This is a genomic window from Microbacterium sp. SCN 71-21 (genome assembly GCF_001725695.1).
Lineage (GTDB): Bacteria > Actinomycetota > Actinomycetes > Actinomycetales > Microbacteriaceae > Microbacterium > Microbacterium ginsengisoli.
The window spans coordinates 1-23,576 of record NZ_MEGA01000059.1 but is presented as its reverse complement, the minus strand read 5'-3'; the positions used below and the strand labels follow the sequence as shown (position 1 = coordinate 23,576).

The following is a 23,576-nucleotide window of genomic DNA, read 5'->3' as shown; positions in this document are numbered from 1 at the left end:
CACTGTTCGCACCGCTGACCCTGCGGGGTACCACGCTGCGCAACCGACTGTGGGTGGCGCCCATGTGCCAGTACTCGGCGGTCGACGGGCTCCCGAACGACTGGCACCACGTGCACCTGGCGCAGTTCGCGAGCGGCGGCGCGGGCCTCGTGCTCGCCGAAGCGACCGCCGTGTCGCCCGACGGGCGCATCTCCCCCGCCGATGTCGGCCTCTGGAACGACGCGCAGGCGCAGGCCTGGGCACCGATCGTGGCCGCCGTGCACGCCCGCGGCGCGGCGGTCGGGGTGCAGCTCGCCCATGCCGGCCGGAAGGCGTCGACCTGGCCGCCGTTCGCCCCGCAGCGCGGCACCGTGCCGCCTGCCGACGGCGGCTGGGAGCCGGTCGCCCCCTCGTCGATCGCGTTCGAGGGGCTCGTCGATCCGCGCGAGCTCACGATCGCGGAGATCGACGGCATCGTCGACGACTTCGCGGCGGCGGCCGTCCGGGCCGTCGCGATCGGATTCGACGTGCTCGAGATCCACGCCGCGCACGGCTACCTGCTGCACGAGTTCCTCTCCCCGCTCGCGAACACCCGCACCGACGCCTACGGCGGCTCCCTCGAGAACCGTGCCCGCCTCGTGCTGCGGGTGGTCGAGGCGGTGCGCCGCGCCGCTCCCGACACCGTCGTCTTCGTGCGCTTCTCGGGCACCGACTGGGCACCGGGCGGGCTCGAGGTCGCCGAGGTCGTCGAGGTGGCGCGCTGGAGTGCCGAGCGCGGCGCGGATCTGTTCGACGTGTCCTCCGGCGGGCTCGTGGCCCACCAGCAGATCCCGGTCGGTCCCGGGTATCAGGTCCCGCTCGCCCGGGCGCTTCGCGACGCAGGGCTCCCCGCGGCGGCGGTCGGACTCATCACGGACGGGCCGCAGGCCGAGAGCGTCCTCACCGCCGGCGACGCCGACGCGATCCTCGCCGCCCGCGAGTGGCTGCGCGACCCGCACTTCGGCCTGCGCGCGGCGACCGAGATCGGGGCGGATGTCCCGTGGCCGCCGCAGTACGAACGCGCCCGGCGCCGCACGCACTGAGGGGGCGGGCCTGCGGCCCGCCCCCTCAGTGGTCGTCATCCTCAGCGCGCGCGACGGGTGGCGTCCTCCACCTCACCGACGAGCTCCTCGATGATGTCCTCGAGGAACAGCACCGAGGTGATCTCCGCGTGCGCATCGCGCACGAGAGCCAGGTGGCGTCCGTTTCGCCGCATCGCAGCGAGGGCGTCCTCGAGGTCGGTCGTCTCACGCAGCGACACCATGCGGTGGATGCGCTTGGCCGGGATCGGGCGCGCGACCTTCTCGTCGTCCTCCCCCTCACCCGCGACCCGCAGCACGTCCTTGAGGTGCACGTACCCGGTGGGCTCGCCGGCGTCGTCCACGATCACGTACCGCGAGAAGCCGTGGGTCGCGACGGCCTTCTCGATCTCGGCCGGGGTGACCGAGGTCGGCAACGTCACGAGCTCACCGAGCGGCACCGCCACCTCGCCCGCGGTCTTGTCGGTGAACTCCACTGCGGCTGCCACCGTGCCGGCCGAGTCCTCCAGCACGCCTTCTCGGCGCGACTGGTCGACGATCGTGGCGACCTCGTCGAGCGTGAACGTCGAGGCGGCCTCGTCCTTGGGCTCGACGCGGAACAGGCGCACGATGTGGTTCGCGATCCAGTTGAGGGTGGCGATCACCGGATGGAAGATGCGCGACACCCACACGAGCGGCGTCGCGAGCATGAGCACGGCGCGGTCCGGCACCGAGAACGCGAGGTTCTTCGGCACCATCTCACCGAACACGACGTGCAGGTACGAGACCACCAGCAGGGCGACGATGAACGCGATCACGTCGACGGCCGATTCCTCGAGACCCGTCAGGCCGAGCGGCACCGCCAGGAGGTGGTGGATCGCCGGCTCCGACACGTTCAGGATGAGCAGCGAGCAGATCGTGATGCCGAGCTGACTGGTCGCGAGCATGAGGGTCGCATGCTCCATCGCCCACAGCGCGGTCTTCGCGGAGCGCGAGCCGCGCTCCGCGAGCGGTTCGATCTGGGAGCGGCGCGCAGAGATGACGGCGAATTCAGCGCCGACGAAGAAGGCATTGCCGAGCAGCAGCACGACGAGCCAGGCAAGTCCCGCCCAATCGCTCATCGCGCACCCCCTTCCACAGCAGCCGACTCGTCGACGGCATCGGGTGCGGCATCCGGGGTGAAGGAGAGTCGGTCGACGCGTCGCCCGTCCATGCGGGTCACCGCGAGACTCCCGCCTTCGACCGCCACCGTGTCGCCCACGACCGGGATGCGCTCGAGACCGGCCATCACGAAGCCGGCGACCGTGTCGTAGACGTCGCTCTCGGGCACGACCACACCGGTGCGCTCGCGCAGCTCGTCGGGACGCAGCGACCCGGCGAACGAGACCGAGTCGCGCACGTGCACGATGTCGGCACGGCGGCGATCATGCTCGTCGAGCACCTCGCCGACGATCTCCTCCACGAGGTCCTCGAGGGTGACGACCCCGGCGGTGCCGCCGTACTCGTCCACGACGACGGCCATCTGGTAGCCCCGGGCGCGCAACTCGGAGATCAGCTGATCGAGGTGCACCGTCTCGGGCACCCGCAGCGGCTCGGTCGCGAGCGCCGCGACCGGCACGTCCCGCCGACGCTCGCGCGGAACCGAGACCGCGGCCTTCAGATGCACGATGCCGGTGATGTCGTCGACCGACTCCTGAAAGACCGGGAAGCGAGAGTGTCCGGTCGCGCGGGCGAGTGCGACGACGTCGTCCGCCGTCGCGTCGACGGCGAGCGCGTGCACCCGCGGGCGGGGGGTCATCACGTCTCCCGCCGACAGGCGCGCGAAAGTCAGGGTGCGGTTCAGGAGCGTCGCCGTGTCGGCCTCCAGCACACCCGCGCTCGCCGAGCGCCGCACGAGGCTCGAGAGCTCCTCCGCCGTGCGCGCGCCCGAGAGCTCCTCCTTCGGCTCGATCCCCATGGCGCGCAGCACCTTGTTCGCGCTGCCGTTGAGGAGGGCGATCGCGGGCCGGAACACGGTGGTGAACAGCGTCTGGAACGGGATGACGAGCTTGGCCGTCTGACGCGGCACGGCGAGCGCGAAGTTCTTCGGCACGAGCTCGCCCAGGATCATCGACATCACGGTCGCGAACACGATCGCGATGGTCGCCGCGGTCGCGGTGACCACCCCGTCGGGGAGTCCCCAGCCGGAGAGCACCGGCCGCAGCAGGTTCGAGATCGCCGGCTCCATCGTGTAACCGGTCAGCAACGTCGTCAGCGTGATGCCGAGCTGCGCACTCGACAGGTGCGTCGACGTGATCTTCAGCGCGCTGATCGTCAGCGCGAGCCGGGACTCGCCGGCGGCCTGTCGCGCCTCGAGGTCGGCGCGGTCGAGGTTGACCAGCGCGAACTCGCTCGCGACGAACAGGCCGGTCCCGACTGTCAGCAGGAGCCCCACGCCCAACATGACGTAATCCATCACGCATCACCTCCTCGCGCGTCAGAGCGGTGGGAGGCGGGTCGGTGGGGCGATCGTCTGCAACTCGGGGGGTCGTCCATAGTGGTTGAAGTCTATGGGCGGCCTGGGACGGCGAGCCCGGCGGATTGCCAGTTTCCGGGGTGGGGCGGATGCCGCGGCATCCGCTCTCTCACCAGCTGACCGGCAGCGCCTTGCCCTCCTCGTATCCGGCGGCCTACTGCAGGCCGACGAGCGCGCGCTCGTGGAACAGCGGCACCGAGCCGGCGCCGGCGTAGGTGAACGAGGACCGCACGCCCGCGGTGATCATGTCGACGAGATCCTCGACGCCCGGGCGCAGCGGGTCGATGTAGATGCGCGATGACGAGATGCCCTCGGCGAACAGCTCCTTGCGGGCGCGCTCGTAGGCATCGAGGCGACCGAAGCGCTCCTGCACGGCCTTCGTCGAGGCCATCCCCCACGATTCCTTGTAGACGCGACCGGCAGCGTCGGTCTCGACGGTGCCGGGGGCTTCGAGCGTGCCCGCGAACCACGAGCCGATCATGACGGATGCCGCGCCCGCCGCCAGCGCCAGCGCGACGTCGCGCGGGTAGCGCACGCCACCGTCGGCCCAGACGTGGGCGCCGTGGGCGCGGGCCGCCTCGGCGGTCTCGAGCACGGCGGAGAACTGCGGGCGTCCGACGGCGGTCATCATGCGGGTGGTGCACATCGCGCCCGGGCCCACGCCGACCTTCAGGATCGTGGCGCCCGCCCCGACGAGGTCGCGCACCCCGTCGGCGCTCACGATGTTGCCGGCGACGATCGGCAGGCCGAGGCCCAGGCCCGACACGGTCTGAAGAGCGCGGAGCATCCCCTCCTGGTGCCCGTGCGCGGTGTCGAGCACGAGCACGTCCACGCCCGCCTCGGCGAGCGCGCGCGCCTTCGCGGCGACGTCGCCGTTGATGCCGACCGCGGCGGCCACGACGAGGCGACCGTCAGCATCGAGCGCAGGCCGGTAGAGCGTTCCGCGCAGGGCGCTGCGCGCGGTGACGGTGCCGACGAGTACGCCGTGGTGCAGCACGCAGATCGTCTCGGCGTCGAGCTCGGCGGCCAGGTCGAACGCGTGGCGGGCATCGGTCACGTCGTCGGCGTCGATCGCGACGGGCCGGCCGCGGGCGAGGTCCCCCAGCTGCGCGTCGGGCAGCGCCGTCGCGAGCCGCGTGGCCGGCACCACCCCCGCGATCTCGTCGATGGTCGGCGCGGGGCCCGCGGCATCCGCCACCACGATGCCGTGGCCGGCGACGGCGGGGAGCTCCCGAAGGGCGTCGGCCACGGTCGCCGACGGCGGCAGGATGCGCGGACTGTCCCACAGCACCGGCTGTGCCTTCACCCAGCGGATCGCATCGTCGACCCGCTGCAGGGCGAGGTCCTGCGGCAGCACGCCCAGACCCCCGCGGCGCGCGAGGGTGGCGGCGAGGCGCGGACCGGTCACCGAGTTCATGTTCGAGGCGACCAGGGGGATGGTCGCCGATGTGCCGTCGTGCGGCGACAGATCGACGTCGAGACGGCTCGTGATCGCCGACCGGCGCGGCACGAGGAACACATCCGAATAGGTCAGATCGACGAGGGGACGCTCACCCGAGAACTCCATACCCCCAACGGTACTGAGCGCCGCGACAGGATCGGCCGAGTCTTCCTCATAGGAAATGAACAGAGATTCTTCCGCTCCAGCCGCGCGATCCCGGGGCAGGCGGCTCCCGACTGGGCTACGCTTGACACCCGTGCGCGCAGGCCACGATGGCCCGCGGAAAATTCGCAATCTCACGAAAGCGGGCGATCGAACGTGTCGAGCCAGGTGACCGGCGTCGGGCTGTCGAACGACGGAGAGTTCGGGGCCAACGAGTGGCTCGTCGAAGAGCTCTACGAGCAGTTCAAGGTCGACAAGAACTCCGTGGACAAGGCGTGGTGGCCCGTCCTCGAGACCTACCATTCGACGCTGACGACGTCGACGGATGCCGCGCCCCCCGCCGCGCCCGCGGCCCCGCCGGCCGCCGCAGCGCCGGCCGAGCCGAAGCCCGTCACCGCGCCGATCCCGGTCGTGGGAGCCGCGCCCGTCGCGCGAACGACGACGAAGCCGGCGGCGCCGCAGCCGATCCCGGCTCAGGCGCCCGACGTGAAGACGCAGGCTCCGACCGAGTCGGCCGAGGAGGACAAGGTCACCGTCCTCAAGGGCATGACGAAGACCCTCGCGTCGAACATGGACGACTCGCTGTCCGTTCCGACCGCAACGAGCGTGCGCACCGTCCCGGCCAAGCTGATGATCGACAACCGCATCGTCATCAACAACCACATGGCCCGCACCCGCGGCGGCAAGGTGAGCTTCACCCATGTGATCGGCTGGGCCCTGATCCAGGCGCTCAAGGAGTTCCCGAGCCAGAACGTCTTCTACGCCGAGGTCGACGGCAAGCCCGCCGTCGTCGCTCCCGCGCACATCGGCCTCGGCATCGCGATCGACCTGCCCAAGCCCGACGGCACGCGAGCGCTCATGGTGCCGAGCATCAAGCGCGCCGACACCCTGAGCTTCAACGAGTACCTCGTCGCCTATGAGGACCTGGTCAAGCGCGCGCGCGACAACAAGCTGACCGCCGCCGACTTCCAGGGAACCACGATCTCGCTCACCAACCCGGGCGGCATCGGCACCGTGCACTCGGTGCCGCGCCTGATGAAGGGCCAGGGTGCGATCATCGGCGCCGGCGCCCTCGAGTACCCGGCGGAGTTCCAGGGCGCGAGCGAGAAGACGCTCTCTGAGCTGGCGATCGGCAAGACGATCACGCTCACCAGCACCTACGACCACCGCGTCATCCAGGGCGCCGGGTCCGGCGAGTTCCTCAAGAAGGTGCACGAGCTGCTCATCGGGCAGCGCGGGTTCTACGAGAGCATCTTCGCGGCACTGCGCATCCCCTACAGCCCGATCCACTGGAACGCCGACATCAACGTCGACCTGTCCGAGCGCGTCGACAAGACGGCCCGCGTGCAGGAGCTCATCAACGCGTTCCGCGTGCGCGGACACCTCATGGCCGACATCGACCCGCTGGAGTACGTGCAGCGCACGCATCCCGACCTCGAGATCGAATCGCACGGGCTCTCCTTCTGGGATCTCGACCGCGAGTTCGTGACCGGCGGCTTCGGCGGGAAGCGCACGCTCAAGCTCCGGGACATCCTCGGGGTCCTCCGCGACTCGTACTGCCGCACCATCGGCATCGAGTACATGCACATCCAGGACCCCGCCCAGCGCAAGTGGTTCCAGGACAACTGCGAGGTCAAGTACCAGAAGCCCGGCCACGACGAGCAGCTGCGCATCCTCTCGAAGCTCAACGAGGCCGAAGCCTTCGAGACCTTCCTGCAGACCAAGTACGTCGGCCAGAAGCGCTTCAGCCTCGAGGGCGGCGAGTCGCTGATCCCGCTGCTCGACCGGGTGCTGCACGGTGCGGCCGCCGCCGGCCTCGATGGTGCCGCGATCGGCATGGCCCACCGCGGCCGACTCAACGTGCTGACCAACATCGCCGGCAAGACCTATGGCCAGGTGTTCCGCGAGTTCGAGGGCACGTCGCTCCCCGGCAACAAGCTCGGCTCGGGCGACGTCAAGTACCACCTCGGCACGGAGGGCACCTTTGTCTCCGACGAGGGCCACGAGCTCCCCGTCTATCTGGCCGCGAACCCCTCGCACCTCGAGACCGTCGACGGCGTGCTCGAGGGCATCGTGCGCGCCAAGCAGGACCGCGGACCCATCGGCTCGTTCGCGTGGCTCCCGATCCTCGTGCACGGCGACGCGGCCTTCGCGGGCCAGGGCGTCGTCGTCGAGACGCTGCAGATGTCGCAGCTGCGCGGGTACCGCACGGGCGGCACGGTCCACGTGGTCGTCAACAATCAGGTCGGCTTCACCACGCTCCCCATCGACGGACGCACCTCGGTGTACGCGACCGACGTCGCCAAGACCATCCAGGCCCCGATCCTCCACGTGAACGGCGACGACCCCGAGGCCGTCGTGCGCGTGGCCGAGCTGGCCGTCGAGTACCGCCAGACGTTCCACCGCGACATCGTCATCGACATCGTCTGCTATCGCCGACGCGGCCACAACGAGGGCGACGACCCCTCGATGACCCAGCCCCTCATGACGAACCTCATCGAGGCGAAGCGCTCGGTGCGTCGCCTCTACACGGAGGCACTCGTCGGCCGCGGCGACATCACCGAGGACGAGTACGAGCAGGCCAAGCGCGACTTCCAGGACCGCCTGGAGATCGCCTTCGCCGAGACGCACGCCGCCCAGACGGGCGCACAGGGCATCGTGTCGACCACCGCGCTCGTCGAGCCGGCCGTCGGCGAGCCCGACACCACGGGGGTCTCGGTCGACGTCGTGCAGGCCATCGGCAACGCGTTCGTGAACAAGCCCGACGGCTTCACCGTGCACGCCAAGCTCCAGCAGCTTCTCGACAAGCGCGCCGACATGAGCCGCAACGGCGGCATCGACTGGGCCTTCGGCGAGCTCCTCGCCTTCGGCTCGGTGCTCATGGAGGGCACCCCGGTGCGCCTCGCCGGCCAGGACTCGCGCCGCGGCACGTTCGTGCAGCGCCACGCGATGTTCCACGACCGCAGCAACGGCCAGGAGTGGTACCCCCTCGCCAACCTGTCGGAGAACCAGGGACGTCTCTGGATCTACGACTCGCTGCTCAGCGAGTACGCGGCGATGGGCTTCGAGTACGGCTACTCGGTCGAACGTCCCGACGCGCTCGTGCTCTGGGAGGCCCAGTTCGGCGATTTCGCGAACGGAGCGCAGTCGGTCATCGACGAGTACCTCTCGGCGGCCGACCAGAAGTGGGGCCAGCAGTCGAGCGTCGTGCTGCTGCTCCCCCACGGTTACGAGGGCGCCGGTCCCGACCACTCGTCGGCACGCATCGAACGCTTCCTGCAGCTGTGCGCACAGGACAACATGACGGTCGCCCGCCCCTCGACGCCTGCGTCGTACTTCCATCTGTTGCGTCGACAGGCCTACGCCCGTCCGCGTCGCCCCCTCGTCGTGTTCACCCCCAAGGCGATGCTGCGTCTGCGCGACGCGGTGAGCCCGGTGGCGGACTTCACCTCGGGTCGGTTCGAGCCGGTGCTCGACGATGACCGCGCGATCGACAAGTCCGTCGTGAAGCGTGTGCTGCTGCACTCCGGCAAGGTGCACTGGGATCTGCGGTCGGAGCTCGAGAAGAACCCGAACCCGGAGATCGCCCTGGTGCGCGTCGAGCAGTTCTACCCGACGCCGGTGTCCGAGCTCAACGCGATCATCGACAGCTACCCGAACGCCCAGCTGGTGTGGGTGCAGGAGGAGCCGGAGAACCAGGGCGCCTGGCCGTTCATCGCCCTGGAGGTCGTGAAGCACCTGCACGGACGCACGATCCGCTCCGTCACCCGTGCCGCCGCGGCGTCCCCCGCTGCCGGATCCGCCAAGGTGCACGCGGTCGAGCAGGCCAAGCTCATCGAGAAGGCCCTGACTCTCTGAGAGGGCCGTCACAAACAACGAAGCCCGCGGACGCACCCTGAGGTGCGGCATCCGCGGGCTTCGTCGTTTGTCAGTGGTGTGTCGCCTGGGCCGCGCGCAGCTGCGTCAGCACGAGGTCGCGCAACTCCTCCGGGGCCGACTCGCGGCATGCGCGGGCGACGACGTCCGTCAGGGTGCGGGCCACCAGCGCCTCGTCGGAGCAGGCAGGGCAGCTCTCGAGGTGCTGCCGGATGTCGGCGTGCTCCGTTGAGCACGCGGGTCGATCACGGTCTTGCACACTTCGTTCCGGAGGTACTCCTCCAGGTCACGCCGCGCTTTGTCGCAGCCGCAATCGCTCATTTCCCCACTCCCGGTGCCGCGGAGCCGATGCCCCGCTCCTGTGCATAGTCGGCCAACAGGTCGCGCAGCATGCGCCTGCCACGATGCAGGCGGCTCATGACCGTGCCGATCGGCGTCTTCATGATGTCCGCGATCTCCTGATACGCGAACCCCTCCACATCGGCCAGATACACGGCCAGGCGGAAGTCCTCCGGGATCGACTGCAGCGCCTCTTTGACGACGGATGCCGGCATCCGGTCGATGGCCTCGGCCTCCGCCGAGCGGGAGCTCGTCGCGGTCGTCGACTCCGCGCCGCCGAGCTGCCAGTCCTCGAGTTCGTCGATCGTGCCCTGATAGGGCTCGCGCTGCTTCTTCCGGTACGTGTTGATGTAGCTGTTGGTCAGGATGCGGTAGAGCCACGCCTTGAGGTTGGTTCCCTGCGTGAACGTCGCCCACGAGGCGAACGCCTTCACGAAGGTCTCCTGCACGAGATCGGCCGCGTCCGCAGGGTTGCGCGTCATCCGCATCGCCGCCGCGTACAGCTGGTCCATGAACGGCAGCGCCTGCTCCTCGAATTGGGTGCGCGCTTCCTCGGTGGTCGTCGCCTGCTCGGTCATCAGCGCAAAGTCTACGTCGGCGGCTTCCGGCGCACCCGTCGTGCGCTCGAGCATCGCGAGCATGCATCCTCCTTGCGCCCCGGGACCGATGCGAGGCGTTCAGTAGGCTAGAAACCGATGAGCGCGCCCAGCTATTCCCCAGCGTCACCGCCGTGGCCTGCGCCCGCGGCCGGTCGGCCGGTGACGGCGACCGTGAGCGTGCCGGGTTCCAAATCGCTCACGAACCGCGAGCTCGTGCTGGCGGCGCTCGCTGACGGCCCCGCGCTCGTCACGGCGCCGCTCCCGTCCGACGACTCCGCGCGCATGATCGATGCGATCGCGGCGCTCGGCGTCGGAGTCGCCAGCGTGCCCGGCTCGGGCCGGTTCGGCGACGATCTGCGCATCACCCCCGCCCGGCTCCACGGCGGTTCGATCGATTGCGGTCAGGCCGGCACCGTCATGCGCTTCATCGCACCCGTGGCCGGCCTCGCAGAGGGTGCCGTGCACCTCACGGCGCATCACAGCGCACTGCACCGCCCCATGGGTCCCCTGATCGAGGCGCTGCGCTCCCTCGGCCTCACCGTCGACGACGGCGGAACAGGGGCCCTTCCCTTCACGGTGCACGGCACCGGCTCGGTGCGAGGCGGCCGGCTCGAGATCGATGCGAGCGCGTCGAGCCAGTTCGTCTCGGGTCTGCTGCTGTCGGCCGCCCGATTCGATGAGGGCCTGCACCTCGTGCACCGGGGCGAGCGTGTGCCGAGCCTCCCCCACATCGAGATGACGCTCGCGTCGCTGCGTCACCGCGGCGTCGAGACCTCCTCCCCGCGAGAGGGCGAGTGGGTCGTCGCTCCCGGGCCGATCAGAGCGATGGATGTCGCGATCGAACCCGATCTCTCCAACGCGGCCCCCTTCCTCGCGACCGCGGTCGTGACCGGCGGCGAGGTGACGGTCACGGGGTGGCCGGAGGCATCCACTCAGCCCGGGCACCTGCTGCCCGAGCTTCTGGCGGCGTTCGGCGCCACCGCCACGATCGCGGGTGACGCCCTGACCGTCACGGGAACGGGCACGATCGACGGCGCCGACCTCGATCTGAGCGCGGTGGGCGAGCTCGCCCCCACACTCGTCGGCATCGCGGCGCTCGCCTCGTCGCCGTCGCGGTTCCGCGGGATCGGACACCTGCGCGGGCACGAGACCGACCGTCTCGCCGCGCTCGTGGCGAACCTCGCCGCGATCGGGGTGACGGCCTACGAGCGTCCCGACGGCATCGAGGTGCACCCCGGCGCCGCGCACGGCGGACTCTGGCGGGCGTTCCACGACCACCGCCTCGCGACGACCGGCGCACTGCTGGGCCTCGTCGTCGACGGTGTCGAGGTCGACGACATCGGAGCCACGGCCAAGACCCTCCCCCAGTTCGTCGACCTGTGGGCGGACATGCTCACGACGGAGCGCCCGTGAGCTGGCTCGACGACATCGATGACGATGACGAGCCCGCCTTCGACGAGAGCGACGTGCGGGTGCGGCCGAACCCCAAGGGCAACCGGCCGCGCACGAAGCGACGCCCCGCGCACGCGGATGCGGTGATCGCCCGCGTGCTGGGTGTGGACCGTGGGCGCTACACCGTGCTGATCGACGAGGACGGGCCGACCGAGCACGAGGCCCTCGCCGCCCGTGCGCGCGAATTGCGCTCGCAGCCGATCGTGACGGGCGACCGGGCCCGCGTCGTCGGAGATGTGAGCGGTGATGAGGGCACCCTGTCGCGCATCGTCGGCATCGAACCGCGCACGACGCTCCTGCGCCGCAGCGCCGACGACACCGATCAGGTCGAGCGGGTGATCGTCGCCAACGCCGACCAGATGGTCGTCGTTGTCGCCGCCGCTGATCCCGAGCCGCGCCCGCGTCTGGTCGACCGGTATCTGGTCGCAGCCCTCGACGCGGGCATCCGTCCGCTGCTCGTGGTCACGAAGACCGACCTGTCCGACCCGACGGACTTCCTCGCCCATTTCGAGGGGCTCGACCTCACGGTGTTCACGAGTGCCCGCGACGATCTGCCCGTCGCCGCCATCGGAGGCGAACTCGTCGGTTCCAGCACGGTGTTCGTGGGGCACTCCGGCGTGGGCAAATCCACGCTCGTGAACGCCCTCGTGCCGTCGGCGCAGCGCGCGACGGGTCACGTGAACGACGTCACGGGCCGCGGACGACACACCTCGAGCTCGACCGTCTCGCTCCGCTACGCCGGCGACGACGGCCGCGGCTGGGTCATCGACACCCCGGGAGTGCGTTCCTTCGGCCTCGGCCACGTGGATCCGGCCCACATCCTGCAGGCGTTCACCGATCTCGCCGAGATCGCGGCGGACTGCCCGCGCGGCTGCACCCACCTTCCCGATGCACCCGACTGCGCCATCATCGAGGCCGTCGCCGACGGGCGCCTCGGCGAGTCCGGAGCGGCCCGCCTGGACTCCCTCCAGCGCCTGCTCGAGACCTTCTCCGACCGCTGACGGTACGAAGACACCGGATGCCGCACCCCGGCGCCGCGCGGCATCCGGCGCCCGTAGGCTGGGGGCATGACGCAGCTTCAGCCCGGCGACGCCGCACCCGATTTCACGCTCGAGGATCAGAACGGCCGGTCCGTGTCGCTGAGCGGGCTGCGCGGTCGCACCGTGGTGGTCTACTTCTACCCGGCCGCCATGACGCCCGGCTGCACGACGCAGGCGTGCGACTTCCGGGACAGCCTGTCGTCGCTGCAGGGCGCCGGCATCGAGGTGCTCGGCGTCTCGCGCGACAGCGTCGCGAAGCTCGCCGAGTTCGCCGAGCGCGACGGGCTGACCTTCCCGCTGCTGAGCGACCCCGACCACGCCGTCCACGACACGTACGGGGCCTGGGGCGAGAAGATGAACTACGGCAAGGTCGTCGAGGGCGTGCTGCGCTCGACGTTCGTCGTCGGTCCCGACGGGCACCTGACCCACGCGCTCTACAACGTCAAGGCGACCGGACACGTCGCGCGCCTGCGCGGGCTCCTCGGCCTCGCGGCCTGAGCGCCGCGGAACCGCACGCCCCTCGCGGCGCAGAGCGACGACGGCGCGCAGCGCCGTGACGCCCGCACCGCGCCGCGCCGCGGCGACGGCACGCGAGGTCAGGCGTCAGCGGCGCGGCGACTCGTCGGATGCGACATCGAGCTCACGCCGGCGCCGCGCCGACTCGCGGGCGGCGAGCACGACGACCACGAACACGATCGCAGCCGGGATGCCGATCTCGACGCCGACGATCGGATGCGCGAACGTGCCCGTGGCCGCGCCGAGCGCGACGGCGACGACGAGGAGCTGGGTGACGATCGCACCGGAGCGCCCCCACGATCGATCGACCCACGTCGCGACCCCGAACGCGGCGACCGCGACGGCGCCCAGCACGATGAGCACGAGAAGCGCGATCGAGCTCGTCAGCGAGTCCGCGTCACCACCGATCAGCGCACTGATCTGCCACCCTGCGAGAGCGAGCAGAGCGACCGCTTCGAGACACACCAGCACCCCCGCGGCGACGGCGAACGGCTGCGGGCGCATGCATCCTCCTGAATGTTCCTGACGGTCGGATCCGCACCATCGCGCGCGTCTCGACTCGGACACGATCGCGTATGAGAGCCGGGAAACCCTTGATCAGGCTCAACCGTTGTGGAACGATAGACCTTTGTGTGATCCCACAGCGGCGTGGGGCGAGACAGATCTCGCACAACACTCAGGGTAACGGACTCGATTCGGCCCTGCGGAACCCACCCGAACTTCCTCCCCCGCTGTCATAGGAGCAACACAGTATGGATTGGCGTGACAAAGCCGCGTGCCTGACGGTCGACCCCGAGCTCTTCTTCCCGGTCGGCAACACCGGACCCGCCGTCGACCAGATCGAGAAGGCCAAGTCCGTGTGCGCGCGGTGCACCGTCACCGAGATCTGCCTGCAGTACGCCCTCGAGAGCGGCCAGGACTCCGGCGTCTGGGGCGGCCTGAGCGAGGACGAGCGTCGTGCGCTGAAGCGCCGCGCCGCCCGCGCCCGTCGCGCTTCCTGACCGCGCGCTCGCGACAGAGCGGATGCCGCGGCATCCGCTCTGCTCAGACGTCCCGTTCGATGTAGCGCAGCGGGATGTCGATGGTCACCTCGGTGCCGCTGCCCATGAGGGTGTGCCAGTCGATCGTGCCGCCGAGCTCGCCCTGGATGAGGGTGCGCACGATCTGCGTGCCGAGCCCGCGTCCGACCTGACCCTCGGGCAGACCGACTCCGGTGTCGCGGACGCGCACTTCGAGTCGCTCGTCGGTGCGATCCGCGCGGATCTCCACCTCGCCCTCCTCACGGTCGGCGAGACCGTGCTCGACGGCGTTCGTGACGAGTTCGGTGAGCGCCAGAGCGAGCGGCGTCGCGTACTCGCTCGGCAGGCGCCCGAAGGATCCTGTCGTCTTCGTGCGCGCGCGGGTGTTGGGGGCCGCGGCCACTTCGGCGACGAGCTTGAGCACACGGTGGAAGACATCGTCGAAGTCGACGTTCTGCGCGAGACCCTCCGACAGCGTGTCGTGCACGACCGCGATGGCGGCGACGCGGCGAGTCGCGTGGCTGAGCGCCTCTCGTGCCTCGTCGGAGTACGTGCGTCGCGCCTGGATGCGCAGCAGTGAGGCGACCGTCTGCAGGTTGTTCTTCACCCGGTGATGGATCTCGCGGATGGTCGCATCCTTCGTGATGAGCTCCTGCTCCTGGTGACGCATCTCGGTGACGTCGCGGCACAGCACGATCGCGCCGATGCGCACGCCGTGGTCGCGGAGCGGGATCGCACGGAGTGAGACCGTCACCCCTCGCGCCTCGATGTCGGTGCGCCACGGCGCCCGACCCGTCACGACGACGGGCAGGCTCTCGTCGAACTGCCGCTTCGCCGGCAGGATCTGCGTGACGACTTCGACGAGCGACTCGCCTTCGAGCTCGTCGTCGAAGCCCATGCGGTTGAACGCGGAGAGGGCGTTGGGGCTCGCAAAGGTCGTGACGCCGTCGACGTCGATCCGGATGAGCCCGTCGGGAGCGCGCGGTGCGCCTCGACGCGGCGAGGTGGGGGCGCTGAGGTCGGGGAACTCCCCCCACGCGACCATCCCGAACAGATCGTCCGCACAGTCGTTGAAGGTGATCTGCTGACGCGAGGGCGTACGGGCCTCGCCGAGGTTGGTGTGCCGGGTGAGCACGCCGATCACGCGCGGCGCGGCACCGGCGGCCGTTGTGCCGCGCACGATCGGCACCGCACGCACGCGCGTGGGAGTCTCCTCGAACCAGTCCGGTGACGCGGAGTCGACGATCCGGGCCTCGGCGAACGCGTCGCGGATCTGCGTGCGCCACTGCGGCCGCACCCGGTCGCCGACGATGTCACGGTAGAAGAGCGTCGCTGCCGAGCTCGGCCGGGTGTGGGCGACCGCGATGAAGGATTCGTCTTCCGTCGGCACCCAGATCACGATGTCGGCGAATGCCAGGTCGGCGAGCAGCTGCCCGTCTCCGGCGAGGCGATGAAGCCACTCGATATCGGCGGCGTCGTGGACGCCATGGGCCGTGACCAGATCGCTGAGGGTCGACACCTCACCAGCCTACGGCCCCGGCCGCCTCCTCCCGGTGGGGTGCGTGAAGGGCGACCCACGGCGCGAGGCGCGCACCGACAGCGCGTCGCACGGCCTGGACGAGGGCCGAACGGGGCGATGTCGCGGCGACCGGCCGCGCGAGCAGCAGCGCCCGATCGGCGGCGCGGCGGTCGTCGGGCAGGAAGGCGAGGTCACGGATGCCGAGATAGCGCTCGAGCGTGGAGCGCACCTGCCCCCGGGCGTCGACGCCGATCACGCCGCTGCGGACGCGGTTCGCGACCACCACGATGGGTGCGGCGCCCACACTCTCGTGCAGCTGATCGTAGGCGGCGACGAACCGCGAGACGCCGACCGGGTCTGCTGCGCAGACCGCCACGACGGCGTCGGCGCCGGCGAGCACGGCGAGGGCGGCCTGGTTGCGTCTCGGTCCGTCGATGACGTCGCTGACGATCTCCTCGTCACGCTCGAGTGGCGCCGCGATGTCGACGACGGTCGCGTCGGCCCAGGTGCGGCACGCGGCGAGCACCCCGGTGACGCGGGGCGCGGCGAGCTCGGGCCAGCGTGCGACACGGTTGATGCCCACGAGCACGTCGACCTCGCCGTCGGGGACATCGACGGCGATCGCGACGCGTTCGAGCTCGGCCGCGTCGACGCCGCCTTGGTCGTGCTGACGACAGGCGGCGGCGAGACCCGGGCCGTCGACAGGGAGCCCCAGCGCAACGGCGACACTCGGTGCGTGCGCATCGGCGTCGACGAGCGCGACCCGACGGTGGCCCCGCGCGAGCTCGGCGGCCACCTCGATGGCCACTGTGGTGCGACCGGGGGCTCCCGCGGGCCCCCAGACGGCGATCACGGGATGTATCGCGCTCGCAGCCGCGGGAAGAGCAGGCGTTGCGGCGAGCGCGGCGACGACCTCCTCCGCGTCGGCGTCCGCGGGCAGCGGCTCTCTCAGCCCGTACGAAGCGCACAGTCGCGCGAGGGCGACCCCGCGGCCGAGGGGAAGGATGCGCACGCCGAACCGATCGGCGAGGTCGACCGCGGGCCGGGTGAGCGTTCGACGGTCGCCGTCGAGCACGAGCGCGTCGGCGACCCCGAGCAGCTCGGCGACGGGATCATCGCCGACGCCCTGACCGAGCCGGCGCGCCGTGTGGTCGAGCGCACCGGGAGCGACGACGGCGATCACCGTCACCCCCTCCCGGCGGAGGTCGGCGGCCAGAGACTGCGCCCGGGGCTCGGAGAGCGCGAGAACGACGTTCACGGCGCACCGCCCGACGCCGGAACCACCGTGACCCGCGCGTCGTTGGCTGTCGCGGCGAGCACGTCGACGAGATCCGCCCGTGGCACCGAGACCTCGACGGCCGACCCCTGGCGGGATACCACCGCGTCGGAAGCGGGCAGCGCCACCACGATCGCTCCCGCGACCAGGATGCGCGGAGTGTCGTAGCCGCCGCCCTCGATCGCGGGTGCGGCCCAGACATCCACCGTCGATCCCACGCGCACCTCGCCCGGCAGGTCTCCCGCGGCGCGCAGCACGACCGTCGTCGCTGTGGCGCGCTCGGGTGCGCCGACGGCGGTGCGATGCACGAGCTCGCCGACCTCGATCGTGCGCGTCGCGACAGCGTCGGCGGCGAGGGTGTCGGCGAGGACGTAGGCATCGACACCGCTTCCGAGCACGACCTCCGCCGTCGTCGTGGCGTCGGCGCCGACGGCCTCGCCCGGGAGGATCGTCCGGGCCGCGACGAGCACGGTCGTCGACTGCCGCGCCGCGGCGATGACTCCCCAGACGCCGGCCACCGAGGCGAGCACGAGAGCGATGCCGAGCACGAGGCGAAGGTCGATGCGCGCTGTGCGGCGGGGGCCTCTGGCTGATCGGTCGGACGGCATGCGCACCATGGTCACGCAGGCCGGCGGGGTGCGACATCCGTTTTCCACAGTGCGCGCGAGCGGACGGCCCGGCCGGCGCCGGCGACGCGGATAATGGTGCTCATGCCCGAGTCTGCCCGACCTGGGGCGCGTCTGATCGCCCCCGCACAGGTCGCGTCGGCGCTGTCACTCAGCGTCGACGAGGTGATCGCTCTGGTCATCGACGGGCAACTGCGGGGCACGCGCGTCGGGGTTCCGGCGCAGTGGCGTGTGGAGGAGGACAGCGTCACCGATTACCTCGACGACCGCGCCGAGGAGTCCCGCCGCATGGCGCTGTGGCGGGAGTCGAACGCGGCGAGCTTCCCGGAGCTGTGGGGCAGCGGGCGGGTACGCAACCCCGACTGAGTCGGTCGGCCATCGTCAGAGGTCGAGGTCGCCGACGACCCGCGCGAGTCGCACCAGAGGGACGACACGGATGTCGCCCACCGCCTCGCGGCGAGACTGACCGGCGTCGTGCACGGCGAGGTCGAGATGGTCCGTGCCGACGCGATCGATCGTTCCGGTGACGATGTTCCCGTCGAGATCCCAGACCCGCACCCCCACCCGGCGGCGGCCGAGCTCACGCAGCATCCATGCAAGGCCCATCCGGGCGCGGAGGGGTCGGGGGGCGCTGATCTCGCGCACGCTGTCGGCGATGGTCACAGCCGGCAGGTCGATGCGGACGATCGCCCCGACCGCGACGAGCGAGAGAGCGGATGACTCGTCCTCGATCGCCGCCCAGTCGGGGCCGGCGAGCACGAGGCGGCCTCGCACCGGCGCCGCACCCGCCAGCCACAGCGCTACCGCGGCGCGCACCTCCGCGAGAGCGGAGAGTCGGTCGGTGAGGGCGAGCTCGGCGATGCGGACGCGCTCGGTCTCCGTGGCCGCGAGACGGCGCTCGGCCTGCGCCTGCGCGGCGAACTGCAGCTCGAGCTCGGAGAGGAACGGGTCCCAGGTCACCCGCGCACGCTAGCGGCCGCGGGCGCCGGGAAGGCCGCGGCATCCACAGTCGAGCCGCCCCGACACGTGCGCGCAGCAGCGCCGGACGCGCCCACGACGGCCTCTATGAGAGGACTCTCATCGACAAAGGCGCCACATGAGAGCACTCTCATCCACTCTATGAATCGCCTGTGCTCAACTGAAAACGACCAGCAGTTACCCCCGTTTCATGAGCGAGGTCGAGATGGCGATCACCTTCACCGGCGCACGACGCGCCGCTCCCCCGGCAGGCCGCGTCGACGCGGGCGACGACTTCGCCCCACGCCCCACGAGCGCCGCCGAGCTGCCGGCGCCGGAGCCGATCCTGCACAACCTGTCGGTCGGAGTGCTCGAAGTGTTCGCGGGAGTGCGCGACGTCGAGCAACTCGCGCGCTGGCTCACCGAAGACGCCTACCGCAAGCTGCTGACCCGCGCCAACCTGGCGGCCCGCGCCCGCAGCGCCCGCGGCGTCGCGCCGAGCCGCCCCGTGCACAACATCATCCGCGTGCACCAGTCGAGCCCTGCCGACGGCGTCGTCGAGGGCGTCGTGATCGTGCGAGGCCCCGCCCGCACCCGGGCGATCGCCCTTCGACTCGAAGGCGTCGACCACCGCTGGCGTGCGACTTCGCTCGCGCTCCTCTGAACGACGATCACCCCCGTCGCTCTTCCGCGGCGCCCCGGCTCGGCCATCGCCGGCCCCGAGGGCGCCGAGCCATCACTGGCGGTACGACGAGAGGAAGTTGCCGAGCCGCTCGATCGCCTCGACCAGCACGCGTGTCTCCGGAAGCGTCACAATGCGGAAGTGATCAGGGTCGGGCCAGTTGAATCCCGTGCCCTGCACGAGCAGCACGTGCTCGGCGACGAGGAAGTCGTAGACGAACTTCGCGTCGTCGTGGATCTCGTGCACCTCGGGATCGAGGCGCGGGAACGCGTAGAGCGCACCGGCCGGCTTCACGCAGCTCACGCCGGGGATCGACTCGAGCGCCTGCCACGCGGCATCCCTCTGCTCGTGGAGTCGCCCCGCCGGGGCGATCAGCGCGTCGATCGACTGCACTCCGGACAACGCCGCCTGCACGGCATACTGCGCGGGGACGTTCGGGCACAGCCGGGTGGACGCGAGCAGCGTGATGCCCTCGAGGAAGCCCGCTGCGTGAGACTTGGGACCGGTGATCACGAGCCAGCCCGAGCGATAACCGGCGACACGGTAGGTCTTGGAGAGGCCGTTGAACGTCAGGCAGAGCAGGTCGGGGGCAAGAGTCGCGAGCGGCGTGTGCACCGCATCGTCGAAAAGGATGCGGTCGTAGATCTCGTCGGCCAGCAGCAGGAGGGAGTGCTCCCGGGCGACCTCGACGATCTGGGAGAGCAGCTCGGGCGAGTAGACCGCACCCGTGGGGTTGTTCGGATTGATGACGACGATCGCCTTCGTGCGTGGCGTGACCTTCGCGCGGATGTCGTCGATGTCGGGCTGCCAGCCGTTCTGCTCGTCGCAGCGGTAGTGCACGGGTGAGCCGCCGCCGAGGCTCGTCATCGCCGTCCACAGCGGGTAGTCGGGGCTCGGGATGAGCACCTCGTCGCCCTCGTCGAGCAGCGCCTGCATCGTCATGGTGATCAGCTCGGAGACCCCGTTGCCGAGATAGACGTCGTCGGGATCGACGTGCGGGAACCCCGGCACCTGCTCGTAGCGCGAGACGATGGCGCGGCGGGCGGACAGGATGCCGCGGCTCTCGGAGTAGCCGTGGGCGTGCGGTACGGCCTCGATCATGTCGCGCACGATCTGGTACGGCGCCTCGAAGCCGAACGTGGCCGGGTTGCCCGTGTTCAGCTTCAGGATGCGGTGGCCGTCGGCCTCGAGCCGGTCGGCCTCGACGAGAGCCTGACCACGGATCTCGTAGAGGACATCCTTGAGTTTGCGGGACTGATCGAGGGGGCGAAGCGGGCTCACCGGTTCAGGATAGACCCGACCCCGACAAGCCAATCGACCCCCGGTGGCCTGCACCGGGGGTCGATCGCGTCGGGGGGCGCCGGGCTACTTGTTGCGATCGGCCGCGCGACGCTGGGCGCGGTTCTGCGGCGCCGGCGTCTGCTGCTCGGGGGCGACCCGCTGACCGAACGCACCGCGCGGCGCCTCGGCGGCGGGTGCGGGGGCCTGGGCCGGAGCAGATGCCGCGGCACGGTCGCGCGCGCGCCCGGTCGCCGCCTTCTGCACCTGACCGCGGTCGTTGCGCACCTCAATGTCGCCGTCCTCGGTGGGAGCGGAGTACTCGAGACGCTGGCCCTCGAGCGCCGGGGTGTCAAGACCCTTCGCCGCGACCTCGGTCTGCTCGTCCTGGCGTCGCACCTCGACCTCGAGGTTGAAGAGGAACCCGATCGACTCCTCCTTGATCTGTCCCATCATCGACTGGAACATCTCGAAGCCCTCGCGCTGGTACTCGATGAGCGGGTCACGCTGCGCCATCGCGCGCAGTCCGATGCCCTCCTTGAGGTAGTCCATCTCGTAGAGGTGGTCGCGCCAGCGGCGGTCGAGCACCTGCAGCACGACTCGACGCTCGAGCTCCCGCATCGCCGACGAGCCGAGAGTGCCCTCGCGCTTCTGGTAGGCGATGACCGCGTCACTGCGCAGCTCGCGCTTGAGCCCCTCCGCCGTGATGCGTCCCTTCTCCCCTGCCTCTGCGACGACCTCGTCGATCGTGACGCTCACGGGGTAGATGGTCTTGAGTTCGGTCCACAGCGCATCGAAGTCCCATGCCTCCGTGTGCCCACGCGACGTGTGGTCGTCGACGATCGCGCCGACTGCGTCGTCGAGGAACTTCTGCACCCGGTCGGCGATGTTGTCGCCCTCGAGCATGTGCCGGCGGTCGGCGTAGATGGCCTCGCGCTGGCGGTTGAGAACGTCGTCGTATTTGAGCACGTTCTTGCGCATCTCGGCGTTACGGGCCTCGACCTGTGCCTGGGCGCTCTTGATCGCGCGCGACACCATGCCCGACTCGATCGCGACGTCGTCGGGGAAGTTCGTGCGCGCGAGGATCGCCTCGGCCGCGCCGGACTGGAACAGACGCATCAGGTCGTCGGTGAGCGAGAGGTAGAAGCGGCTCTCGCCCGGGTCACCCTGACGACCCGAGCGACCGCGCAGCTGGTTGTCGATGCGACGGGACTCGTGCCGCTCGGTGCCGAGGACGTACAGTCCGCCCGCCTCGATGACCTTCTCGCCCTCGCCGGCGACGACGTCGCGCACCGCGGTGTAGACGCCCTCCCACTCGGCCTCGTAGGCCTCTGGGGTCTCGACCGGGTCGAGGCCCTTCTCCTTCATCTGCTGCACGGCGAGGAACTCCGCGTTCCCGCCCAGCATGATGTCGGTGCCGCGGCCGGCCATGTTGGTGGCGACAGTGACCGCCCCGAGGCGACCGGCGCGGGCCACGATCTCGGCCTCGCGAGCGTGATTCTTCGCGTTGAGCACCTCGTGGCGCACGCCCTTCTTGGCGAGGAGGCGCGACAGGTACTCACTCTTCTCGACGCTCACGGTGCCCACGAGAACCGGCTGCCCTGCGGCGTGCCGCTCAGCGATGTCTTCGACGACCTGGGCGAACTTGGCCTGCTCGTTCTTGTAGACGAGGTCGGGCTTGTCCTGACGGATCATCGGCTTGTTCGTGGGGATCGGGACGACGCCGAGGTCGTAGGTCGACATGAACTCGGCCGCTTCGGTCTCGGCGGTACCGGTCATACCCGCGAGCTTGGCGTAGAGGCGGAAGTAGTTCTGCAGGGTGACGGTCGCAAGGGCCTGGTTCTCGGCCTTGACCGGCACCCCCTCCTTCGCCTCGATGGCCTGGTGGATGCCCTCGTTGTAGCGACGTCCCACGAGGATGCGGCCGGTGTGCTCGTCGACGATCATGACCTCGTCGTTCATGACGACGTAGTCCGCATCACGCTTGAAGAGGGCGAGCGCCTTGATCGCGTTGTTGAGGAACGAGATGAGGGGGGTGTTCGCCGACTCGTAGAGGTTGTCGATGCCGAGATAGTCCTCGACCTTCTCGATGCCGGGCTCGAGCACACCCACGGTGCGCTTCTTCTCATCGACTTCGTAGTCGACGCCCGACTCGAGGGTGCGCACGACCTTCGCGAACTCGCCGAACCATCGGTTCGCCTCGCCCGACGAAGGGCCCGAGATGATGAGCGGGGTTCGCGCCTCGTCGATGAGGATCGAGTCGACCTCGTCGACGACCGCGAAGAAGTGACCTCGCTGCACGAGATCCTCCTTCTGCCACGCCATGTTGTCACGCAGGTAGTCGAAGCCGAACTCGTTGTTCGTTCCGTAGGTGATGTCCGCCTCGTACTGCTGGCGGCGCACCTCCGGCGTCTGACCCGAGACGATCGTGCCGGTGGTCATGCCGAGCGCGCGGTAGACGCGACCCATGAGCTCGGACTGATACGACGCGAGGAAGTCGTTGACGGTCACGACATGGACACCCTCACCGGCGATCGCGTTGAGGTACGCAGCGAAGGTCGCCGTCAGAGTCTTGCCCTCACCGGTCTTCATCTCGGCGATGTTGCCGAGATGGAGTGCCGCGCCGCCCATGATCTGCACGTCGTAGGGACGCTGACCGAGGGTGCGCCGGGCGGCTTCGCGCACGGCGGCGAACGCCTCCGGCATGAGCTTGTCGAGCGTCTCGCCCTGCGCATAGCGTCCGCGGAAGTCGGCGGTCTCCTCGCGCAGCTCGTCGTCGGTGAGCTGCGCGTACTCGTCTTCGAGCGCGTTCACGGCTTTCGCCACCTGCTGGAGTCTCCGCAGCACACGGCCTTCGCCGGCGCGGAGCAGCTTCTCAAGAGGATTGGCCACGGAACATCTCCATCTGGTCGGGTGCGGCGCACGCGCCGGCCCGAACGCTCACCGCGCCCGGGCATACGTCCCCATGTTATAGACCCGTGACTTTGAAGGGGGCTGGGTGAGGGCACTCGGGGGCGCGGCATCCGATCTTTGCATTCCCGGCATGTATATACTCAGCAATTACATACGCGGAAATCAGAAAGGTGGCCCGGATGTCGGTGCGTCAGAGTCTGCTCGCGATCCTCGACCAGGGAGCCTGCTACGGCTACCAGCTGCGCGCGGAGTTCGACCGCCGCACCGGCGGGACATCCCCCCTGAACGTCGGTCAGATCTACAACACGCTCGAACGCCTGGAACGCGAC

At 70.2% G+C, this 23,576-nt stretch carries 20 protein-coding genes and 1 pseudogene; 9 read left to right on the top strand and 12 right to left on the bottom strand.

Features of this window, described 5'->3' with window-relative positions:
* Positions 1–2: 2 nt before the first annotated feature.
* Positions 3–1,061, top strand: coding sequence for an NADH:flavin oxidoreductase/NADH oxidase (locus tag ABT08_RS09545; protein ID WP_288114802.1), 1,059 nt, complete (start codon positions 3–5; stop codon positions 1,059–1,061).
* Between the two features lie 41 nt (positions 1,062–1,102).
* Here the strand turns inward: ABT08_RS09545 and ABT08_RS09540 are convergent, their stop codons facing one another.
* The 3 genes from ABT08_RS09540 to guaB1 all read right to left on the bottom strand — a co-directional run bounded on the left by ABT08_RS09540 (position 1,103) and on the right by guaB1 (position 5,119).
* Positions 1,103–2,158 carry a hemolysin family protein gene (locus tag ABT08_RS09540; RefSeq protein WP_288114801.1) on the bottom strand — a complete coding sequence of 352 codons (1,056 nt, stop codon included), beginning with the start codon at positions 2,156–2,158 and terminating at the stop codon, positions 1,103–1,105.
* Positions 2,155–3,492: a hemolysin family protein gene (locus ABT08_RS09535; protein ID WP_273206607.1), complete on the bottom strand. Its 1,338-nt coding sequence runs from the start codon at positions 3,490–3,492 to the stop codon at positions 2,155–2,157. Before ABT08_RS09535 ends, ABT08_RS09540 begins: the two co-directional genes overlap by 4 nt.
* A gap of 214 nt (positions 3,493–3,706) precedes the next feature.
* Positions 3,707–5,119: a GMP reductase gene (guaB1, locus tag ABT08_RS09530; RefSeq protein WP_288114800.1), complete on the bottom strand. Its 1,413-nt coding sequence runs from the start codon at positions 5,117–5,119 to the stop codon at positions 3,707–3,709.
* A 192-nt stretch (positions 5,120–5,311) separates the two neighbouring features.
* Here guaB1 and ABT08_RS09525 point away from each other — a divergent pair, with 192 nt between their 5' ends.
* Positions 5,312–9,013, top strand: coding sequence for a multifunctional oxoglutarate decarboxylase/oxoglutarate dehydrogenase thiamine pyrophosphate-binding subunit/dihydrolipoyllysine-residue succinyltransferase subunit (locus ABT08_RS09525; RefSeq protein ID WP_288114799.1), 3,702 nt, complete (start codon positions 5,312–5,314; stop codon positions 9,011–9,013).
* 70 nt (positions 9,014–9,083) lie between these two features.
* Here the strand turns inward: ABT08_RS09525 and ABT08_RS09520 are convergent.
* A pseudogene (locus tag ABT08_RS09520) lies at positions 9,084–9,352 on the bottom strand (alpha-ketoglutarate decarboxylase).
* The gene (locus tag ABT08_RS09515; protein WP_235557392.1) at positions 9,349–9,948 is read right to left on the bottom strand and encodes a sigma-70 family RNA polymerase sigma factor; all 600 of its coding nucleotides are present in this window, start codon (positions 9,946–9,948) and stop codon (positions 9,349–9,351) included. Before ABT08_RS09515 ends, ABT08_RS09520 begins: the two are co-directional and overlap by 4 nt.
* 117 nt (positions 9,949–10,065) lie before the next feature.
* On the opposite strand from ABT08_RS09515, the gene aroA reads away from it, so the two are divergent.
* The 3 genes from aroA (at position 10,066) to bcp (ending at position 12,959) form a co-directional block, all read left to right on the top strand.
* Entirely contained in the window at positions 10,066–11,382 is a 1,317-nt protein-coding gene (gene aroA, locus ABT08_RS09510; RefSeq protein ID WP_056518916.1) for a 3-phosphoshikimate 1-carboxyvinyltransferase, read from the top strand.
* A complete protein-coding gene (rsgA, locus tag ABT08_RS09505) occupies positions 11,379–12,422 on the top strand; it encodes a ribosome small subunit-dependent GTPase A (RefSeq protein ID WP_056206523.1) in 1,044 nt (347 codons plus the stop codon). Before aroA ends, rsgA begins: the two co-directional genes overlap by 4 nt.
* Positions 12,423–12,488: 66 nt before the next feature.
* Positions 12,489–12,959 carry a thioredoxin-dependent thiol peroxidase gene (gene bcp, locus ABT08_RS09500; RefSeq protein ID WP_056206521.1) on the top strand — a complete coding sequence of 157 codons (471 nt, stop codon included), beginning with the start codon at positions 12,489–12,491 and terminating at the stop codon, positions 12,957–12,959.
* 105 nt (positions 12,960–13,064) lie between these two features.
* On the opposite strand, the gene ABT08_RS09495 is transcribed toward bcp, so the two are convergent.
* Complete coding sequence (locus tag ABT08_RS09495; protein WP_056206519.1) at positions 13,065–13,481, bottom strand: hypothetical protein; 417 nt, start codon at positions 13,479–13,481, stop codon at positions 13,065–13,067.
* A gap of 248 nt (positions 13,482–13,729) precedes the next feature.
* Between ABT08_RS09495 and ABT08_RS09490 the strand changes: the two genes are divergently transcribed.
* Positions 13,730–13,978, top strand: coding sequence for a WhiB family transcriptional regulator (locus ABT08_RS09490; protein ID WP_019182239.1), 249 nt, complete (start codon positions 13,730–13,732; stop codon positions 13,976–13,978).
* A 43-nt stretch (positions 13,979–14,021) separates the two neighbouring features.
* Here the strand turns inward: ABT08_RS09490 and ABT08_RS09485 are convergent, their stop codons facing one another.
* From ABT08_RS09485 to ABT08_RS09475, 3 genes are read right to left on the bottom strand one after another with little or no spacing between them, the layout of a single operon-like run.
* On the bottom strand, positions 14,022–15,515 hold the full coding sequence (locus tag ABT08_RS09485; RefSeq protein ID WP_056206517.1) for a sensor histidine kinase: 1,494 nt from the start codon (positions 15,513–15,515) through the stop codon (positions 14,022–14,024).
* Between the two features lies 1 nt (position 15,516).
* Positions 15,517–16,773 (bottom strand): CpaE/TadZ family protein, encoded by a 1,257-nt coding sequence (locus ABT08_RS09480; RefSeq protein ID WP_288114796.1) that lies wholly within the window; start codon positions 16,771–16,773, stop codon positions 15,517–15,519.
* Positions 16,770–17,399 (bottom strand): SAF domain-containing protein, encoded by a 630-nt coding sequence (locus ABT08_RS09475; protein ID WP_156454723.1) that lies wholly within the window; start codon positions 17,397–17,399, stop codon positions 16,770–16,772. The genes ABT08_RS09480 and ABT08_RS09475 overlap by 4 nt, the downstream gene beginning before the upstream one ends.
* A gap of 102 nt (positions 17,400–17,501) precedes the next feature.
* Between ABT08_RS09475 and ABT08_RS09470 the strand changes: the two genes are divergently transcribed.
* A complete protein-coding gene (locus ABT08_RS09470) occupies positions 17,502–17,783 on the top strand; it encodes a hypothetical protein (RefSeq protein ID WP_045248348.1) in 282 nt (93 codons plus the stop codon).
* 15 nt (positions 17,784–17,798) lie between these two features.
* Here the strand turns inward: ABT08_RS09470 and ABT08_RS09465 are convergent, their stop codons facing one another.
* On the bottom strand, positions 17,799–18,377 hold the full coding sequence (locus ABT08_RS09465) for a hypothetical protein (RefSeq protein ID WP_056518918.1): 579 nt from the start codon (positions 18,375–18,377) through the stop codon (positions 17,799–17,801).
* 223 nt (positions 18,378–18,600) lie between these two features.
* Here ABT08_RS09465 and ABT08_RS09460 point away from each other — a divergent pair, with 223 nt between their 5' ends.
* A complete protein-coding gene (locus tag ABT08_RS09460; RefSeq protein ID WP_045248346.1) occupies positions 18,601–19,038 on the top strand; it encodes an Rv3235 family protein in 438 nt (145 codons plus the stop codon).
* A gap of 72 nt (positions 19,039–19,110) precedes the next feature.
* Here the strand turns inward: ABT08_RS09460 and ABT08_RS09455 are convergent, their stop codons facing one another.
* Both ABT08_RS09455 and secA read right to left on the bottom strand, forming a co-directional pair.
* Positions 19,111–20,337, bottom strand: coding sequence for a pyridoxal phosphate-dependent aminotransferase (locus tag ABT08_RS09455; RefSeq protein WP_056206511.1), 1,227 nt, complete (start codon positions 20,335–20,337; stop codon positions 19,111–19,113).
* An 84-nt stretch (positions 20,338–20,421) separates the two neighbouring features.
* Positions 20,422–23,226, bottom strand: a complete 2,805-nt coding sequence (secA, locus tag ABT08_RS09450; RefSeq protein ID WP_288114794.1) for a preprotein translocase subunit SecA — start codon at positions 23,224–23,226, stop codon at positions 20,422–20,424.
* Positions 23,227–23,426: 200 nt separating this feature from the next.
* Between secA and ABT08_RS09445 the strand changes: the two genes are divergently transcribed.
* The coding region (locus tag ABT08_RS09445) for a PadR family transcriptional regulator (RefSeq protein ID WP_288114804.1) at positions 23,427–23,576 on the top strand (150 nt) is incomplete at its 3' end.

What these genes read in the sequence shown, in the direction of transcription:
- ABT08_RS09540 (WP_288114801.1), bottom strand. Translation starts at nt 2,158, where the DNA reads ATGAGCGATTGGGCGGGACTTGCCTGGCTCGTCGTGCTGCTGCTCGGC.
- ABT08_RS09535 (WP_273206607.1), bottom strand. Translation starts at nt 3,492, where the DNA reads ATGGATTACGTCATGTTGGGCGTGGGGCTCCTGCTGACAGTCGGGACC.
- guaB1 (WP_288114800.1), bottom strand. Translation starts at nt 5,119, where the DNA reads ATGGAGTTCTCGGGTGAGCGTCCCCTCGTCGATCTGACCTATTCGGAT.
- ABT08_RS09515 (WP_235557392.1), bottom strand. Translation starts at nt 9,948, where the DNA reads ATGACCGAGCAGGCGACGACCACCGAGGAAGCGCGCACCCAATTCGAG.
- aroA (WP_056518916.1), top strand. Translation starts at nt 10,066, where the DNA reads ATGAGCGCGCCCAGCTATTCCCCAGCGTCACCGCCGTGGCCTGCGCCC.
- bcp (WP_056206521.1), top strand. Translation starts at nt 12,489, where the DNA reads ATGACGCAGCTTCAGCCCGGCGACGCCGCACCCGATTTCACGCTCGAG.
- ABT08_RS09495 (WP_056206519.1), bottom strand. Translation starts at nt 13,481, where the DNA reads ATGCGCCCGCAGCCGTTCGCCGTCGCCGCGGGGGTGCTGGTGTGTCTC.
- ABT08_RS09490 (WP_019182239.1), top strand. Translation starts at nt 13,730, where the DNA reads ATGGATTGGCGTGACAAAGCCGCGTGCCTGACGGTCGACCCCGAGCTC.
- ABT08_RS09475 (WP_156454723.1), bottom strand. Translation starts at nt 17,399, where the DNA reads ATGCCGTCCGACCGATCAGCCAGAGGCCCCCGCCGCACAGCGCGCATC.
- ABT08_RS09470 (WP_045248348.1), top strand. Translation starts at nt 17,502, where the DNA reads ATGCCCGAGTCTGCCCGACCTGGGGCGCGTCTGATCGCCCCCGCACAG.
- ABT08_RS09460 (WP_045248346.1), top strand. Translation starts at nt 18,601, where the DNA reads ATGGCGATCACCTTCACCGGCGCACGACGCGCCGCTCCCCCGGCAGGC.